Consider the following 16,881-nt stretch of genomic DNA (forward strand, 5'->3'; position numbering starts at 1 on the left):
ACACAAAGCATGGCTGTTCCTTCTCTGAATTTCTGTTCATTGCAATGAGCGACGCAAACCTTACCGCCGAAACCGCGGCAAAACTTTAATCTGGATTAAGTTTTGGTGAGATAGATCACCGATTCCGCTTTAATTGGTTTTGTTCTTGTCACCACTGCTGATGGCATCAATCGTTAACTCAGACTTACTTTCCTTTAATGGATAAACGGCAGTGGAATCAACTCCAGACCAAGTACGCCGCTGATGCCCATGACAACCAATAACGACATCTTAAACACCGATTTAGACCACTGGATGTAATTGTTGTAATCCACTTTTTGGAACGTCACACGTGTCCACATAAAACACACCGCCGCCGAAACGGCTAAGTACTCGTAACCTGCTTCACCTAGCATAAACAGCCCGATAGCAACCACGCCAAAAGCAACCACGTACGCTTTCATATGCTGATGCGCTTTAGCAATCCCTTCTTTAACAGGAAGCACTGGAATGCCTGCATCACGGTAATCTTGCATGCGGAACATAGCAATCGCGTAAGAGTGCGGCATTTGCCACAGACAAAACATGACGAACAGCAATGTAGCTTCCAAGCTAATGTAGTTGGTCACGGCTAGGTAACCAACCAAAGGAGGAACTGCGCCGGAAATACTGCCAACTAAGGTGCCGTAAACTGAATTTCGCTTGTACCACATAGTGTAAAAGAAGACATAAAACACGTAACCCAAGAGTACAACCACGGCCGAAAGCGGATTCACCACTTGGAATAGCAGCGCCGTTCCGTTAAGCAACAATACTAAAGCATAAACAAAAGCCGCGTCGGTATTGATGTTACCCATCACCAATTCGCGGTTTTGCGTGCGCTTCATCTTTTGATCGATATCGCGGTCAAAGATGTTATTCACCACGCATCCTGATGCAATTACAAGCCCCACGCCAACTAACGTTGTCAATAACAACAGAAAGCTCGCTGGTTCTGATTTTGCGGCGAGGAAGAACCCCGCCGCAACAGAAATCAGGTTGCCGAAAATGATGCCCGGTTTGGTAATAGACAAATATCTTTTCAGCATACCCTAGCCTACAACTTCATGTTGACGTTCATGTTGTAGATGATCCAAATCGAACCTGCGATAAGAATCAAAACAACAATGGCGGTAAACATCAGTGAAACGAAGTTCCATTGGCCTTCTGGTGTTTTCACTTCCATATGCAGGAAGTACTTAAAGTGCACGAAGATCTGAACAAGCGCACAACCAAATAACACGGCATAAGTCGTAGTATCTGGCAGCACTTGCGCCCACACACAGTAGAAAGGAATCACCGTCAGGATCAGCGACGCGATAAAGCCTTTTACGTAATCAGAAGCACCGGTATCTAGATGGTTTTCCATTACATAACCCCCAGTAAGTAAACGATGGTGAATACGCAAATCCAAACGATGTCTAGGAAGTGCCAGAACAAGCTTAGACACTGGAACCGCATCGACATGTTGTCGTTTAGGCCCTTAGTTGATAGCTGGTGGTAACCCACCGCCAGCCAGATCAAACCAAAGGTCACGTGCAAACCGTGTGTGCCCACCAAAGTAAAGAACGCAGACAGGAACGCACTTTCTTGCGGTCCGTAACCTTCTTCAATTAGGTGATGGAACTCATACACTTCCATACAGATGAAGCCAAGACCAAGCAAGAAGGTTACTTTTAACCAACGTTTTAGGCCTGCGACATCTTTGCGCTTCATCGCAATCATGCCGAAACCAAACGTGATACTACTAAACAGTAGCAACATGGTTTCTACAAATACGAACGGCAGTTCAAAGATATCTTTACCTGTTGGGCCCGCGATAGAGCCACTTTCAAGTACTGCGTAGGTTGCAAACAAGGTCGCAAACAATACACAGTCACTCATTAGGTAAACCCAGAAACCAAACAACTTGTTGCCGGCCGAGTCATGGTGATGATCGTGGTCGTGAGCGGCTACATTAGCTTGCATACGTCACCTCCAGATCGTCTTTTTTCTCGTTGTCTTTCACTTCGTTTTTCTTCGCTTCTTCAAGTTGAGCTCGACGCTCCGCTTCAATCGCTTTGATTTCTTCAACTTCAACGTAGTAATCCACATCGTCGTTGTAGCTGTGTTGAATACAAGTCACGATGATGCCAACAAAGCTTGCTGCTGCTAGCCACCAGATGTACCAAATCATCGCGAAGCCAAACACCAATGCCCATGCAGATACGTAGATACCTGTTGGTGTGTTCTTCGGCATATGGATACGCTCGTATTCCACTTCTTTGGTTGGATCGAATTCGCCACTCTGTTTTTGGTACCAGAACCCATCTAGAACGTCGCCTTTTGGTAGGTGCGCGAAGTTGTAGAACGGCGGTGGTGAAGAAGTCGCCCACTCGAAAGTACGACCGCCCCACGGGTCACCCGTTAGGTCACGGTTTTGCTCACGGTCACGAACACTCACGTAGATTTGAATGAACTGACAAGCCACGCCAAGCGCAATCACTGCCGTACCCGCTGCGGCAACTGCCAACAGTGGGAAGTACTCTGGGTTCAGATCTTGGCTTAGACGACGCGTCATACCCATAAAGCCCAGCGCGTACAGTGGTAGGAACGCCATTAGGAAACCGACAATCCAGCAAATGAATGCACGTTTGCCCCATGTTTCGTTCATGGTGAAGCCAGTTGCTTTCGGGAACCAGTATGTGATCGCAGCGAAACAACCGAATACCACACCACCGATGATTACGTTATGGAAGTGCGCAATCAGGAACACTGAGTTGTGCAGAACAAAGTCCGCGCCTGGCACTGCCATTAGTACGCCCGTCATACCACCTACAGAGAAGGTAATTAGGAAGCCAACCGTCCACATCATCGGAGTGGTAAAGCGGATTCGACCTTTGTACATGGTGAATAGCCAGTTGAAGATCTTCACCCCGGTAGGGATAGAGATAATCATGGTGGCGATGCCGAAGAACGCATTCACATTCGCACCTGAGCCCATGGTGAAGAAGTGATGCAGCCAAACGACGAACGCCAAAATCGTAATAACGATGGTCGCCCATACTAGAGAGGTATAACCAAACAGTTTCTTTCGTGAGAACGTTGCGGTTACTTCAGAGAACACACCAAAGATAGGCAAGATCAAGATGTATACTTCTGGGTGACCCCATGCCCAAATCAAGTTCACGTACATCATTACGTTGCCACCAAGATCATTGGTGAAGAAGTGTGTACCGATGTAGCGATCCAATGTCAGTAGCGCGATGGTTACCGTAAGGATTGGGAATGAAATAATGATTAGGATGTTGGCACACAGGGACGCCCACGTGAACACTGGCATCTTCATCATTGGCATAGACGGTGTACGCATGCGCAAGATGGTTGCGAAGAAGTTCACGCCCGTCAGCGTGGTACCCACACCAGATATTTGCAGTGCCCATATCCAATAGTCTACCCCGACTCCTGGGCTTGCTTCGATACCAGACAGTGGCGGATACGCCAACCAACCAGTACGACCAAACTCACCTAAGCCAAGTGACATGTTGGTTAGGATCACACCCACAACAAACAACCAGAAACTCAGGTTGTTTAAGTAAGGGAATGCCACGTCACGCGCACCAATTTGCAGCGGTACGATGATGTTCATCAAACCAATAACCAACGGCATCGCCACGAAGAAAATCATGATTACGCCGTGGGCAGTAAAGATTTGATCGTAGTGATGTGGTGGTAGATAACCGGTCTCACCTGCCGCAGAAAGCAGCTGTTGGCTACGCATCATGACCGCATCAGCAAAGCCACGAATCAACATCACCATTGCCACAGCGATGTACATAAAGCCTAATTTTTTGTGGTCTACTGAAGTAAACCATTCATTCCATAAGTATTGCCACTTACCCGCTTTGGTTATCGCCGCAACGACAGCCAAACCAACGATCGCGATCACCGCTAGAGTGACGACGATAATCGGCTCGTGATAAGGGATTGATTCAAGTGTTAATCTTCCAAACATTGCGATTATCCTAGATTTTCCGGCAAACAGTTCATTGAACCCGGATGCTGGGTCACGACGTCGGTGAACAAAAATGGTGGAACGCTAGAGAACAGCTTCACAGGCTCAGCCACCGTTGGTGATGCAAGCGAGCGGAATTGCTCCCAGTCTTCAATACGATCTGGGCTAGCTTTCACTTGTTGCACCCACTTTAGGAATGCCGTGCGATCTTCCATTGCCGATGCTGTGAACTTCATTTGAGAGAAGCCTTCACCGCTGTAGTTAGAAGCAAAACCTTTGTAATCACCAGTGTGATTAGCAATCAGGTTCAGCTTGGTCACCATGCCAGGCATTGCGTAAATCTGTGTTCCCAAACGTGGGATGAAGAACGCGTTCATGATGTTGTCCGACGTCAGTTTGAACTGAACAGGAACATCTTTAGGGAATGCCACGTAGTTAACTGTCGCAATGTTCTCTTCTGGGTAAATGAATAGCCATTTCCAGTCGAGCGACACCACTTCAATGGTGATCGGTTTAACATCACTTTCGATTGGCTTAGATGGCTCTAAATCATGAGTAGAGCGCCAAGTGATGGCGGCTAGAATCGCGATGATGATGATTGGAATAGTCCATACCACCACTTCGATCTTGGTCGAATGCGACCAATCCGGCGCGTACTCCTCGCCTGTATTTGACTCACGGTAGCGGTAAGCAAAGTAGATTGTCATAAGAATCACAGGGATCACGACAATCAGCATCAGTAGAAGGGCTGTGATGATCAGCTCTTTCTCCTGAACGCCAATACTACCTTTCGGGTCAAGTAGAGCAGAGTTACACCCTGCGAGCATAAGGATGGTCGCCACCAAACTTATCCTCGATAAGATGCGTGTATATCTTGAAGCTTCCATTAACTTTCTCGATGGTTAGCCAATAACAGAGCAAGCCCTGTAATTGGTTGTCTTGGTCATTAGAATATTTTTGTGTTGAGCTTGTGCAGCAATGGACTTCTTAGTAGGAACATCAAGTTGCTTGATGGTTAAAACCACACTCACAACGTGAGTTTATTGTTACACTTTGAAATACATTGTTACATTCGACCGCATTATGGGGAGAGAAAGGAGAAACCTCACCAGACACAAATGGAAACTAACATTCCATTTACGAAACAAAGCATTAGGCAATGAAGACAAAAAAAGACACACAATATTTACGTGCTTCAGGACTGAAGCCTTGTACTGAAAGGATCAATGAAGAAGAAAAGGTGACATGTTTAGTCACGCATTAGAAAATACGCCGAGCACTACATTAGAAAGTACGAATTAAATAAAGCGTGACAAGCATCATAGTTATGAATTCACATACTATTTACATGGCATTTGACAAATTAGTAAGGCCACCAGTAAAACATTGACACATTGAATGATAAAAACGTCGATAACTTGAGAGCTGAACCATCAGAATCAAAAAAGAGCCATAATCGGCTCTTTGTTTACATTCTTATCCCGCCATCCACTTCGAGCACCCGCCCAGTGAAATAGTCGTTTTCGAGAATGTATTTTACGGCATGAGCAATCTCACTTGTCTCCCCCATCCTTCCGACAGGTATCATCTTTTGCAGTCGGTCTATGGCTTCTGGCTTCATTTGGTCCGCCATAGCGGTTTTGATAACACCGGGGGCAATGGCCGCAGCACGGATACCGTATCTGGAAAGCTCTCTTGCCCATGTTGTTGCCATGGTCGCAACGGCAGCCTTCGATGCAGAATAATTGGTTTGCCCAATATTGCCCGCTCTTGCGACGCTCGAGATGTTAATGATGGCCCCTTTCGAGCCACTTTCGATCATTTTGACTGCCGCTTCTCGACCACATAAGAAGGTGCCTGTGACGTTGACGTTCATCACTAGGTTGAACTGCTCAAGCGACATCTTGGTGATCTCACCTTCTTTGGCTTTGACTAACAATCCATCTCGCAAAATGCCTGCGTTATTAACTAAGCCGTTTAGCTGCCCAAAGTCTTGGATAATCTCGTCAAAGGTTTCTTCCACTTCAGATTCATTGGTAACATCGAGTCGGTAAATCAGCGCCTTGGCACTGAGCATTCGGCATTGCTCTTGAGTATTCAGAAGCCCGGTTTCGTTCACGTCAAGTAGGGCTAAATCTGCGCCCGCTTGAGCAAGGCTGACCGCCATCATCTGTCCTAACCCTTGTCCCGCCCCTGTGATTGCAATGACACTGTTTTTTAAGTCCATATCTGTACTCCATTACTGGATGACTTCCATGTTCAAAAGCTTGTCTAGTAACAAACTGTTTGCCTAGAACCTATTTACTTAGAAACTATCTTTTTAGAAACTATCGAGCTCGTCCAGATCAGGTGAATGGCAGTCGTAGCCTCGCCAAAACCGTCATTCCCTACAGCGAGGAACGAGCGTGATAGGGAATCTCTCTTTTAGCCCTTCTGGTTCTTATAGAATTCAAACAAGCTTGAGAAATCGAGTTCCGCATGACCGCTGGCATTGTGGAATGCATAAAGATTACGAGCCAAAGAGCCCATCGGAACAGAAGAGTTAGTTTGCAGCGCCGCATCCAAACCTAAGCCAAGATCTTTCAACATCAGCTTACTCATAAAACCAGGGTTGTATTGATTACTCGCCGGTGCAGAGTCCATCACTCCGGGACATGGGTTATAAAGTTCTAACGCCCAGTTTCGACCTGAGCTTTGCAGCATGATGTTGGATAAGACTTTCGGATCAAGTCCGTGATCAATACCAAGATTGAGCGCTTCGCAAGTTCCCGACATCAAAATGCCCAGCATCAGGTTGTTACAGATCTTCGCCATCTGACCATCGCCTGCTTTCCCTGCGTGGAATACGTTTTTACCCATGTATCGCAAGATCGCATTGGCTTTGGAGAATGCTTCGTCCGAACCGCCAACAATAAAGGTCAGCGTTGCCGCTTTTGCGCCTGCCACGCCGCCTGAGACAGGAGAATCAACAAACAACAATCGTTTGTTCTGTGCTTCGTTCGCCACCAAACGAGCAGAATCTGGATCAATGGTCGAACAGTCAATCAGCAATGCATTGTCCTGCACAATGTTGAGCAAACCAACACCACCATGTAAATCCCCCAAATACACCGCACGCACGTGTGCACCTGCAGGTAGCATGGTGATCACCGTACCAGCGCCATCCACGGCTTCTTCTAAGGTACTAGCAACCACTGCGCCAAACGGTTCGAGTTGCTTCGCGGCGTTCACATCCACATCGAACACTTGCACATGAAACCCTGACGCCAATAGGTTTTGTGCCATTGGACTGCCCATGTTGCCCAAGCCAATAAATGCGATGGTACTCATGTTGTTTCTCCTTATTTTCCTAGCTGTGCAAGTGGATGTTCCTCTTCTGACCAAAGAGAAGTAAACAAGGTGTCGATGACGCTTTCATCGACTTCACTGACGCTGTTAAACATCCATTTTGGATTGCCGTCTTTATCAACTAATCGAGAGCGCACGCCCTCTTCAAACTCACCGAGTAGTGCGCTACGAACTGACAAGGTTAGCTCTAGACGGAAACAATCCGCCAACGATAAACGGTGGTACTCTTTGACTTGTCTAAAGCAGATATGCGCGGTGATCGGACTGCCCGAGGCAAATGACTTTTGCGCGATCTCAAGCCATTGAGTGCCGCCTTCTATTGCTTGAATGCGTTGGGCAATCTGATTTAAATCTGAACCTTTGCAGGCTTCTTTAATTTGGTCGAGATACGGGCAGATTTGCGTGGTTGGTTTACTGTCGATAACTTCCTCTTCCATTAATTGAAGTAACGCGCTGACTAGCGATTTGGCATCGGCAGAACCCCAAGCTACTTGCTTCAATTCTTCAAGCAATGCCGGATATTGCTCTTCCAACAGTAACCATTCTGCCAAACCAACAGTGACAGCGTCACTTGAATTCACTATTGCGCCAGTCAGTCCTAAGAACAAACCTACTTCTGGGTCGATTTGGCTTAAGAACCAAGTGCCACCCACGTCTGGATAAAGCCCGATATTGATCTCTGGCATCGCAAGACGAGATTTAAGGGTAACAACCCTGTGGCTAGTGCCCATAAACAAGCCCATACCTCCGCCCATCACAATGCCCTCACCCCAGCCAATGATTGGCTTTTGGTAGGTATGAATCAGGTAGTCACACTCGTATTCGAGCGAGAAGTAGTTAGAGCAGAATTCGGCAGTTTCTTCTTTGCTTTTCTCGTGCATGACATGGTACATGGTTCGTACATCGCCCCCTGCACAAAACGCTTTTTCGCCCGCCCCATTGAGGATGACACAAACCAAATCAGGGTCATCTTGCCATTCGATAAGTTGGTCGTTGAGCTCCGCCAACATGTCGTAAGTCAACGCATTCAAAGAAGCCGTGTTGTCTAACGTCGCGATACCAATTCGGTGCACGCCGTCTAAGCAATCTATTTCGCTAATGGTTACTTTCCCTGTCATGCGACCTCCTATTGATTCTTCCAGTTGGGTTTACGTTTTTCCAAGAAGGCACGAACCCCCTCGGTTTGATCTTCGGTATCGAATAAGTTTAGAAACAGTTCTCGCTCTTTAATCAGACCATGTTTGAGTGGCGCTGAACGCATGTTTTGGATAAGCGCTTTACATGCAGTTACCGAAGACGGCGATTGATTGGCAACCGATTCTGCAAGCTCAATGGCTTTATTCAGCGCTACACCTTTTTCCACCACTTCTTCTACTAACCCAAGTTCTCGCGCTTGTGCTGCACCGACTTGTTCACCGCACAATATGATGCGTTTCGCCCAACCTTCACCGACCAATGCGGTTAGGTTTTGCGTACCACCAGCACAAGGCAGTAAGCCCACTTTCGCCTCTGGCAGTGCCAGCACGGCTTGCTCTTCCACCACGCGAATATCACACGCCAATGCGACTTCCAATCCGCCTCCCATGGCATAACCGTTGATGGCCGCGATGGAAACCCCTCGAAATGCAGACAGCGTTTCAAAGGCTTCACCAAAGATCCGCGCCATCTCTAACGCAACCGCTTTATCGCCATCGGCAAACAACTTGAGGTCTGCACCAGCCGAGAAAAACTTCTCACCATTCCCTGTGAGCACTAGAGCGTAAACGTCTTTGTTGTCGTCTAACGCAAGCACCAATTCCTTTAATGCCGTTAAACTTTCTGACGTCCAAGTATTGGCAGGCGAGTTGTTCATGGTCACCACCGCAACGTGATTGCTGATGGTGTGTTGAATCGCTTGTTGTTCTGGTAATGACATATCTCTGAATCCTTTCTTGATGAAAATGACCTGAGTTTTATGAATAAAAGCAGAGCTTGGCGTTGCGTCTATAACAATGCCGACTCCTCTGCGAGCAATCGACGTGCGATGATCAAACGCATGATCTCATTGGTGCCTTCCAAGATTTGGTGCACTCGAACATCACGGAAATAGCGTTCCATTGGGTATTCTTTGATGTAACCATAGCCACCGTAAAGTTGCAGCGCTTGATCACAGACTTGAAAGCCGACATCGGTAGCAAAGCGTTTTGCCATGGCACAATAAGTCGTGGCGTCTGGGTCACCTCGGTCTAACTTGCTAGCGGCGTACCGCACCAGTTGGCGAGCAGCGACAAGCTCGGTTGCCATGTCTGCCAGTTTGAACTGCAATGCTTGGAATTGAGCTAATGATTTGCCGAACTGTTTACGTTCTTGCATGTACTGCGCCGCTTGATTCAACGCTTGCTGAGCCGTACCGATAGAGCAGGTCGCAATGTTGATGCGTCCGCCATCCAAACCTTTCATGGCGAACACAAACCCTTGCCCTTCTTCCCCGAGCAAATGTGACGCAGGAATAGAAACATTGTCGAACGTTACCGCGCGTGTTGGCTGACTGTTCCAGCCCATTTTCGGCTCTTTACGTCCGTAGCTAATGCCATCTGCATCGGCGGGGACAACAAACGCGGATACGCCTCTCGCACCTGCATCGCCGGTTCTCGCCATCACGACTAAAACGTCGGTATCGCCTGCGCCAGAGATAAAGGTTTTGCCGCCGTTGAGTATGTAGTTATCGCCTTGTTTAGTTGCAGAAGTCGCTAGAGATGCCGCGTCCGAACCTGCGTTTGGCTCGGTTAAACAGTAAGAACCGAGAAAGTCACCCGTAATAAGTTTAGGGCAGAACGCGTCTTTTACCTCTTCGCTAGCAAAGCTCGCAACCATCCAAGTCACCATGTTGTGAATGGTCATAAATGCGGTGGTAGACGTACACCCCATCGAGAGTTGCTCGAAGATGACAGACGCATCCAAACGGCTTAAGCCCAAACCGCCTTGTTCTTCTGGTGTGTAGAGGCTCAAGAAGCCAAGCTCTCCTGCCTCTCGTAGAATGTCTTTGGGGAAGATTTGTTTCTCATCCCACTCTGCTGCCATTGGCGCTAAACGCTCTGCCGCAAACTGCTGCGCGGTGTCGGCAAACATACGTTGATCTTCGTTGAGTTCAAAATCCATATGATCTCCTTACTTCGTTAGCGCAAATTAATAGTCAAGTTTGGACCGGTTGGGATATCATCATCAAACCAACGAGCCGTCACGGTTTTGGTCTCTGTGTAGAAGCGCACCGCTTGTTTGCCGTAGGCGTGCAAATCACCGTAAAAGCTGCCGCGCCAACCCGTAAACGAGAAGAATGGCAAAGGCACGGGAATCGGCACGTTCACACCTACCTGCCCGACTTGAATCTCATGTTGATACTTTCTCGCCGCCGCACCATTCGCAGTGAAGATGGAAGTGCCGTTGCCGTATGGGTTGCGATTCACGAGCTCTATCGCTTCTTGTAACGTGTCGACCTCAATACACACCAAAACAGGCCCGAAGATTTCTTGGGTGTAAATCGACATCTCGGTAGCGACGCCACTGAATAAAGTCGGACCGACCCAGTTACCTTCTGGGAAGCCTTCCACTTCACATTGGCTACCATCAAGTTCACACACCGCCCCTTGTTGTTTGCCTTCTTCAATCAAACCAAGCACACGCTGTTTTGCTTGTGCGCTAATCAAAGGACCGTAAGCGGCATTTTCGTCATCCCAAGCGCCGGGATGCACTTTCGCCATTTCTTGCTTTAGGTCGGCAATCCACTCTTTCGAACTACCTACAAACACAGCGACAGATATCGCCATACAACGTTGCCCTGCCGCACCAACCGAAGAGCCAACTAAGTTGTTCACCACTTGGTTTTTGTTCGCATCTGGCATCACTACCATATGGTTTTTCGCGCCAGCAAAGGCCTGAACACGTTTGAAGTTCTGTGTGCCTGTGGTGTAAATGTATTGCGCTACGGGTACAGAACCAACGAAAGAAACGGCTTGGATATCGGGATGTTTCAGCAGCAAATCGACCTGCTCTTTACGACCGTGCACGATTTGTAGCACACCTTTTGGTGCACCCGCTTCTTCGAAAAGTTCAGCCAAGCGAATTGACGTGAGAGGCACTTGCTCAGAAGGTTTAAGAACAAAGGTATTACCGCTCGCAATCGCAATTGGGAACATCCACAAAGGGATCATGGCGGGGAAGTTAAACGGCGTAATACCACAGCACACCCCAAGCGGTTGGATCAGCGAATAACTGTCGATATCGGTCGCAACGTTCTCGACGGTTTCTCCCATCATATTGCTGGCAATATTGGCAGCTTGCTCGACAACTTCAATACCACGCCATACGTCCCCTTTGGCATCCGCAAAGATCTTGCCTGTTTCGTGAGAAAGTAGCGTCGCCAATTCATCATGATGTTCTTTAAGTAGATGTTGATAGCGCAGCATCAAGCGAGCGCGCTCAGAAACGGCGACATCTTTCCAACAGGTAAAGGTGGCTTTTGCACTTTCAATTGCCGCGTGCATCTCTTCATCCGTAGCACACGGCAAGCGCGCAATCACTTCATTGGTAGCAGGGTTTGTGACTTCTACCCAATCCGTTGCTTGAGATTCACGAAACTCACCATCGATGAATAAGGGAACCGTGCGAGTCATAATCTAGTCCTTCTTTACGTTATTTGATAATTGGAATTAAAGCGGTATCTCGATACCAATAGCAGTGGCTTCACCACCACCGATACACAGTGATGCAACACCTCGCATCACCTTTTTATTGTTGTTGTCACCATCTACACCAAGCGTTTGCAGTTGGCGTAGACTATGAATGAGAGTCACCAAGATACGAGCACCACTTGCACCAATTGGATGCCCAAGCGCACACGCACCGCCTTTGATGTTTACTTTGCCTTTATCGATGCCCAGTTGGCGTACCGCGATTTGTGTGACAACGGCGAACGCTTCGTTGATCTCCCAAAGATCGACCTCGTCTACTGACCAGTCGAGTTGAGATAACAACTGCTCTATTGCAAAAACAGGGGCGAGGGTAAATTCAGCAGGCTTTCTGGCGTGGGTTGAGTGCCCTTTGATGATTGCTAATGGCGTTAAGCCTTGATGCTGTGCGACTTGAGAATCCATTAATACTAACGCTGCAGCCCCGTCAGAAATCGCACTAGAGTTTGCTGCGGTCACCGAGCCGTTCTTATCAAAAGCAGGTTTGAGTTGAGGAATTTTGTCGAGCTTAATCGAGCGAGGATGCTCGTCGTAATCCAGAATTGAAGTGTTATGACGTGTCGTGATTTCTATCGGCGAGATTTCATCGTCAAACAGACGCTGCTCTTGCGCTTCCAATGCTCTTGTCGCGGATAGGATCGCCCATTCATCCATTTGCTCACGGGTAAACTCAGAACGGTCAGCCGTTTTCTGCGCATAGACTCCCATCAAATGCCCTTCATACGCATCTTGAAGACCGTCGAGGAAAATGTGGTCGTAGGTAGATTGATGACCCATTCGCATGCCGTTGCGAGCTTCTTTGAGCAGATACGGTGCGTTGGTCATGCTTTCCATCCCACCAGCAATAGCACTTCGAATACTACCCGCTTTGATGAGATCGTGAGCCAGCATGACGCTCTTCATTCCCGATCCACATACTTTGTTGATGGTGGTACAGCCTGTGGTTAGCGGAAGATCTGCACCTAGCGCCGCTTGTCTGGCTGGAGCTTGCCCGCACCCTGCTGGTAATACGCAGCCCATATAGACTTCATCGACTTGGCTAATCCCGCTCGCACCCACTGCCGATTTGATGGCAAATGCCCCTAATTGAGGCGCTGAATATCCTTGTAATTGACCTTGAAAACGCCCAATTGGCGTTCGCTTTGCACTGACAATCCAGATGTCGTTTCCCATGATTTCGTCCCTTTTGACGATAACTCACAGTTCAACAACTCATCCTTCACACCTGCTACCACGGAGCGTTCACACGAAGTGTGTTGTCACTCCAGCCTCTCATAAAGCAATGAATTTTCGCACTGTGATTCCTTGACGTTTACGTAAGCATAGCACTAACATTTACGTAAACGTAAAGAAACACGTTAATAACAAAATAATTTTTACTCCTGTTTTGTACGAAGACCGATACCAGGCCTTTCAGATAAAAGCATGACGGGATTTTAAGAAGCCAAAACTTTTACTCAGAGGGACAAGCCGAGTGGATAAATACAAGATCAGTGACCTCGCCAAGGAGTTCGACATTACCACCCGAAGCATTCGTTTTTACGAAGATGTCGGGCTGATAGAGCCAGAACGAAAAGGCAATATTCGCGTATACCAACGTAGAGACAAGATCCGTCTCAAGCTGATTTTACGTGGCAAGCGATTGGGCTTTTCACTTGCAGAAATTCGAGAATTGTTCGAGCTGTACGATACCCAGCAAAGCGATGGGCAACTGCTCAAAATGTTGACCATCATTGATGAAAAACAAGCACACTTACAGCAACAACTCGACGACATTAGCGTCGTGATGAACGAACTAGAAACCGCCAAAGAGCGATGTAAGCAAGCGCTGAGCAACAATAAAACTAACAGCCAATAGCTCTAAGTTATTGAGCAATAAAAACAATAACAACCATAATTTCCAAGCCCAAGCAGTGTAACTCGAACCTTATCCGTACTAACAACCGCAGTACTCGCAACAGGGAAATGTTATGAAAAGCAGCTACACCCCACTCAACTTTGGCCTTGGTGAAACCATCGATATGCTCCGAGACCACGTCAACGCGTTTGCCACCGAGCATATCGCCCCCATCGCCGCAGACATCGACCGCGACAACCAATTCCCCAATCATTTGTGGTCCAAGTTTGGTGAAATGGGTTTGCTCGGCGTGACCGTCGACGAAGAGTTCGGTGGTGCAGGTATGGGCTACCTTGCTCATGTTGTTGCGATGGAAGAGGTCAGCCGAGCTTCGGCATCTGTCGCGCTCAGTTACGGCGCACATTCCAACCTTTGTGTTAACCAAATCTTTCGCAATGGCTCCCCTGCTCAACGAGAAAAATACTTACCTAAACTCATCGACGGTTCTCACGTTGGCGCACTAGCCATGAGTGAGCCGAACTCAGGTTCTGATGTGGTTAGCATGCAGCTTCGTGCTGAAGACAAAGGCGATCACTATCTGATGAACGGCAACAAAATGTGGATCACCAACGGGCCCGATGCCGACACCTTAGTGGTCTACGCGAAAACCGATCCCAATGGTAGCTCTCGTGGTATCACCGCTTTCATTATTGAGCGAGAGTTTGAAGGCTTTAGCCATGCACAGAAGCTCGACAAACTTGGTATGCGCGGCTCCAACACCTGTGAATTAGTGTTCCAAGATTGTGTCGTGCCCAAAGAAAATGTGTTGGGTGAATTAAACCGTGGTGTTGAAGTGTTAATGAGTGGCTTAGATTACGAACGCGTGGTACTAGCCGCCGGCCCGCTTGGCATCATGCAAGCCTGCATGGACGAAGTGGTTCCGTATGTGCATGACCGCAAACAGTTCGGCAAATCCATTGGTGAGTTCCAACTGGTACAAGGAAAGCTTGCTGACATGTATTCACGCATGAACGCCGCCAAAGCTTACGTTTATACCGTCGCTGCCGCATGCGACCGAGGTGAATGCACACGTAAAGATGCCGCTGGCGTGATCCTTTACAGCGCCGAACTCGCCACGCAAATGTCCCTCGATGCTATTCAGCTGTTGGGCGGTAACGGCTACATCAACGAATACGCAACCGGGCGCTTTCTACGCGACGCCAAACTGTATGAGATTGGCGCTGGCACCTCTGAAATTCGCCGCATGTTAATTGGACGAGAGCTGTTCGAAGAGTCTCGCTAAACCACCGACAAGGAAGTCACAATGGCAATCATTAAAAGTAAAACCAAGCCAACCGACGAGCTGTTCTTGTCGAACAAAGCGGTCATGACCGAGTTGGTGAACAACCTCAATGCCAATATCAAAGCCATCAAACAGGGTGGCGGACAGAAAGCTATCGACCGCCAACGCCTGAAAGGAAAGCTGCCCGTCCGTGAGCGCGTCACGCTCCTTTTGGATGAAGGCAGCGAGTTTCTTGAAGTCGGACAATTTGCCGCTTGGAACGTCTACGAAGAGTCAATTCCATGCGCTGGTGTGGTTGCCGGCATTGGCACCATTGAAGGCATTCGATGCATGGTGATCGCCAACGACCCTTCAGTGAAAGGCGGCACCTATTACCCACTCACGGTGAAAAAACATCTGCGCGCTCAAGAGATCGCCCAACGTTGCGAACTGCCTTGCGTCTATCTGGTGGATTCTGGGGGGGCGAACCTCCCTCACCAAGCAGAAGTGTTTGCTGACAAAGAGCACTTCGGACGTATTTTCTTCAATCAAGCCAGAATGTCGGCCCAGGGTATTCCTCAAGTTGCAGTGGTGATGGGGCTTTGTACCGCTGGTGGCGCTTATGTACCAGCCATGTCGGACGTTTCCATTATGGTCAAAGAACAAGGCACCATCTTCTTGGCAGGTCCACCGCTAGTAAAAGCCGCTACGGGTGAAATTGTCACCGATGAAGAACTTGGCGGTGCCGATGTGCACTGTCGCAAGTCTGGCGTTGCCGATTACTATGCAGAAAATGACCAGCACGCATTAAAGCTTGCGCGCGAAGCCATCTCAAATACTAATCAATCAATCCCCGTTCAAAGCGACAAAACCGTCTTGCCACCGCGTTACGACGCCGAAGAGATGTACGGCATCGTCAATGCGAACCTTCGCTTGTCTTTTGATGTTCGAGAGATCATCGCTCGCGTGGTCGACGACTCAGACTTTGACGAGTTCAAGGCGCTTTATGGCAAGACTTTAGTGTGTGGTTTCGCTCGAATCCACGGCAATTTGATTGGCATTGTGGCAAACAACGGCATCTTGTTTTCAGAGTCCTCACAGAAAGGCGCGCACTTTATTGAGCTGTGTGCCAAACGCAAAATTCCCCTACTCTTTTTGCAAAACATCACTGGTTTTATGGTCGGCAAAAAGCTTGAAGCGGAAGGCATTGCCAAACACGGCGCAAAACTGGTGATGGCAGTCGCCTGTGCGGACGTACCCAAGTTCACCGTGATTATTGGCGGCTCTTACGGCGCAGGCAACTACGGCATGTGCGGTCGCGCTTATGACCCAACCATGATGTGGATGTGGCCGAACGCACGAATCTCGGTAATGGGCGGAGAACAAGCCGCGGGCGTGCTCACTCAAGTACGGCGAGAAGTGAAAAAGCGCCAAGGTGAAGACTGGCCAGAACCAGAAGAAAGTGCATTCCGAGATTCTATCGTAGACTTGTATGAGTCTCAGGGGCATCCCTACTACGCCAGCGCACGTTTGTGGGATGACGGCATCATCGACCCGAAAGAAACGCGTCAGGTGTTAGCTCAAGCGTTAAGAGCATCGCTCAATGCTCCAATTCCTGACAGCAACTTTGGCATATTCAGAATGTAGCAATGTAGAATTCTAGAGAAGAAAGGACGTC

The 16,881-nt window shown here is 48.3% G+C and carries 15 protein-coding genes; 3 read left to right on the top strand and 12 right to left on the bottom strand.

The genetic code is table 11. The features are described from left to right. Window positions 1-194: 194 nt before the first annotated feature. From cyoE to A8140_RS19675, 12 genes are all read right to left on the bottom strand, one after another. The gene (gene cyoE / locus A8140_RS19620) at window positions 195-1,067 is read right to left on the bottom strand and encodes a heme o synthase (RefSeq protein WP_005532282.1); all 873 of its coding nucleotides are present in this window, start codon (window positions 1,065-1,067) and stop codon (window positions 195-197) included. Window positions 1,068-1,075: 8 nt separating this feature from the next. Continuing rightward, window positions 1,076-1,387 carry a cytochrome o ubiquinol oxidase subunit IV gene (gene cyoD / locus A8140_RS19625; RefSeq protein WP_005532283.1) on the bottom strand — a complete coding sequence of 104 codons (312 nt, stop codon included), beginning with the start codon at window positions 1,385-1,387 and terminating at the stop codon, window positions 1,076-1,078. Next, window positions 1,387-1,986, bottom strand: a complete 600-nt coding sequence (gene cyoC / locus A8140_RS19630; RefSeq protein ID WP_005431496.1) for a cytochrome o ubiquinol oxidase subunit III — start codon at window positions 1,984-1,986, stop codon at window positions 1,387-1,389. Before cyoC ends, cyoD begins: the two co-directional genes overlap by 1 nt. Beyond that, on the bottom strand, window positions 1,976-4,012 hold the full coding sequence (cyoB, locus tag A8140_RS19635; RefSeq protein ID WP_005532284.1) for a cytochrome o ubiquinol oxidase subunit I: 2,037 nt from the start codon (window positions 4,010-4,012) through the stop codon (window positions 1,976-1,978). Before cyoB ends, cyoC begins: the two co-directional genes overlap by 11 nt. 5 nt (window positions 4,013-4,017) lie before the next feature. Beyond that, window positions 4,018-4,899, bottom strand: coding sequence for a ubiquinol oxidase subunit II (gene cyoA, locus A8140_RS19640; protein WP_080619528.1), 882 nt, complete (start codon window positions 4,897-4,899; stop codon window positions 4,018-4,020). Between the two features lie 581 nt (window positions 4,900-5,480). Continuing rightward, entirely contained in the window at window positions 5,481-6,239 is a 759-nt protein-coding gene (locus A8140_RS19645) for an SDR family oxidoreductase (RefSeq protein WP_005532288.1), read from the bottom strand. A 197-nt stretch (window positions 6,240-6,436) separates the two neighbouring features. Continuing rightward, complete coding sequence (mmsB, locus tag A8140_RS19650; RefSeq protein ID WP_005431546.1) at window positions 6,437-7,342, bottom strand: 3-hydroxyisobutyrate dehydrogenase; 906 nt, start codon at window positions 7,340-7,342, stop codon at window positions 6,437-6,439. Between the two features lie 11 nt (window positions 7,343-7,353). Further along, on the bottom strand, window positions 7,354-8,478 hold the full coding sequence (locus tag A8140_RS19655; protein ID WP_005532289.1) for an enoyl-CoA hydratase/isomerase family protein: 1,125 nt from the start codon (window positions 8,476-8,478) through the stop codon (window positions 7,354-7,356). A gap of 8 nt (window positions 8,479-8,486) precedes the next feature. Further along, window positions 8,487-9,275 carry an enoyl-CoA hydratase gene (locus A8140_RS19660; RefSeq protein WP_005532290.1) on the bottom strand — a complete coding sequence of 263 codons (789 nt, stop codon included), beginning with the start codon at window positions 9,273-9,275 and terminating at the stop codon, window positions 8,487-8,489. Between the two features lie 68 nt (window positions 9,276-9,343). Next, on the bottom strand, window positions 9,344-10,498 hold the full coding sequence (locus A8140_RS19665; RefSeq protein ID WP_005532291.1) for an acyl-CoA dehydrogenase family protein: 1,155 nt from the start codon (window positions 10,496-10,498) through the stop codon (window positions 9,344-9,346). Between the two features lie 17 nt (window positions 10,499-10,515). Continuing rightward, a complete protein-coding gene (locus A8140_RS19670) occupies window positions 10,516-12,009 on the bottom strand; it encodes a CoA-acylating methylmalonate-semialdehyde dehydrogenase (RefSeq protein WP_005532293.1) in 1,494 nt (497 codons plus the stop codon). A gap of 36 nt (window positions 12,010-12,045) precedes the next feature. After that, window positions 12,046-13,257, bottom strand: a complete 1,212-nt coding sequence (locus A8140_RS19675) for a thiolase family protein (protein WP_005532294.1) — start codon at window positions 13,255-13,257, stop codon at window positions 12,046-12,048. A 301-nt stretch (window positions 13,258-13,558) separates the two neighbouring features. On the opposite strand from A8140_RS19675, the gene A8140_RS19680 reads away from it, so the two are divergent. From A8140_RS19680 to A8140_RS19690, 3 genes are all read left to right on the top strand, one after another. Further along, the gene (locus tag A8140_RS19680; protein WP_005431432.1) at window positions 13,559-13,942 is read left to right on the top strand and encodes a MerR family transcriptional regulator; all 384 of its coding nucleotides are present in this window, start codon (window positions 13,559-13,561) and stop codon (window positions 13,940-13,942) included. 112 nt (window positions 13,943-14,054) lie between these two features. Then, window positions 14,055-15,224 carry an isovaleryl-CoA dehydrogenase gene (locus A8140_RS19685; RefSeq protein ID WP_005532295.1) on the top strand — a complete coding sequence of 390 codons (1,170 nt, stop codon included), beginning with the start codon at window positions 14,055-14,057 and terminating at the stop codon, window positions 15,222-15,224. Between the two features lie 21 nt (window positions 15,225-15,245). Beyond that, on the top strand, window positions 15,246-16,850 hold the full coding sequence (locus A8140_RS19690) for a carboxyl transferase domain-containing protein (protein WP_038862756.1): 1,605 nt from the start codon (window positions 15,246-15,248) through the stop codon (window positions 16,848-16,850). Window positions 16,851-16,881: the final 31 nt, after the last annotated feature.

The sequence above is a fragment of the Vibrio campbellii CAIM 519 = NBRC 15631 = ATCC 25920 genome (assembly GCF_002163755.1).
GTDB classification, from domain to species: Bacteria; Pseudomonadota; Gammaproteobacteria; order Enterobacterales; family Vibrionaceae; genus Vibrio; species Vibrio campbellii.

What these genes read in the sequence shown, in the direction of transcription:
- cyoE (WP_005532282.1), bottom strand. Translation starts at nt 1,067, where the DNA reads ATGCTGAAAAGATATTTGTCTATTACCAAACCGGGCATCATTTTCGGC.
- cyoD (WP_005532283.1), bottom strand. Translation starts at nt 1,387, where the DNA reads ATGGAAAACCATCTAGATACCGGTGCTTCTGATTACGTAAAAGGCTTT.
- cyoC (WP_005431496.1), bottom strand. Translation starts at nt 1,986, where the DNA reads ATGCAAGCTAATGTAGCCGCTCACGACCACGATCATCACCATGACTCG.
- cyoB (WP_005532284.1), bottom strand. Translation starts at nt 4,012, where the DNA reads ATGTTTGGAAGATTAACACTTGAATCAATCCCTTATCACGAGCCGATT.
- cyoA (WP_080619528.1), bottom strand. Translation starts at nt 4,899, where the DNA reads ATGGAAGCTTCAAGATATACACGCATCTTATCGAGGATAAGTTTGGTG.
- A8140_RS19645 (WP_005532288.1), bottom strand. Translation starts at nt 6,239, where the DNA reads ATGGACTTAAAAAACAGTGTCATTGCAATCACAGGGGCGGGACAAGGG.
- mmsB (WP_005431546.1), bottom strand. Translation starts at nt 7,342, where the DNA reads ATGAGTACCATCGCATTTATTGGCTTGGGCAACATGGGCAGTCCAATG.
- A8140_RS19655 (WP_005532289.1), bottom strand. Translation starts at nt 8,478, where the DNA reads ATGACAGGGAAAGTAACCATTAGCGAAATAGATTGCTTAGACGGCGTG.
- A8140_RS19660 (WP_005532290.1), bottom strand. Translation starts at nt 9,275, where the DNA reads ATGTCATTACCAGAACAACAAGCGATTCAACACACCATCAGCAATCAC.
- A8140_RS19665 (WP_005532291.1), bottom strand. Translation starts at nt 10,498, where the DNA reads ATGGATTTTGAACTCAACGAAGATCAACGTATGTTTGCCGACACCGCG.
- A8140_RS19670 (WP_005532293.1), bottom strand. Translation starts at nt 12,009, where the DNA reads ATGACTCGCACGGTTCCCTTATTCATCGATGGTGAGTTTCGTGAATCT.
- A8140_RS19675 (WP_005532294.1), bottom strand. Translation starts at nt 13,257, where the DNA reads ATGGGAAACGACATCTGGATTGTCAGTGCAAAGCGAACGCCAATTGGG.
- A8140_RS19685 (WP_005532295.1), top strand. Translation starts at nt 14,055, where the DNA reads ATGAAAAGCAGCTACACCCCACTCAACTTTGGCCTTGGTGAAACCATC.
- A8140_RS19690 (WP_038862756.1), top strand. Translation starts at nt 15,246, where the DNA reads ATGGCAATCATTAAAAGTAAAACCAAGCCAACCGACGAGCTGTTCTTG.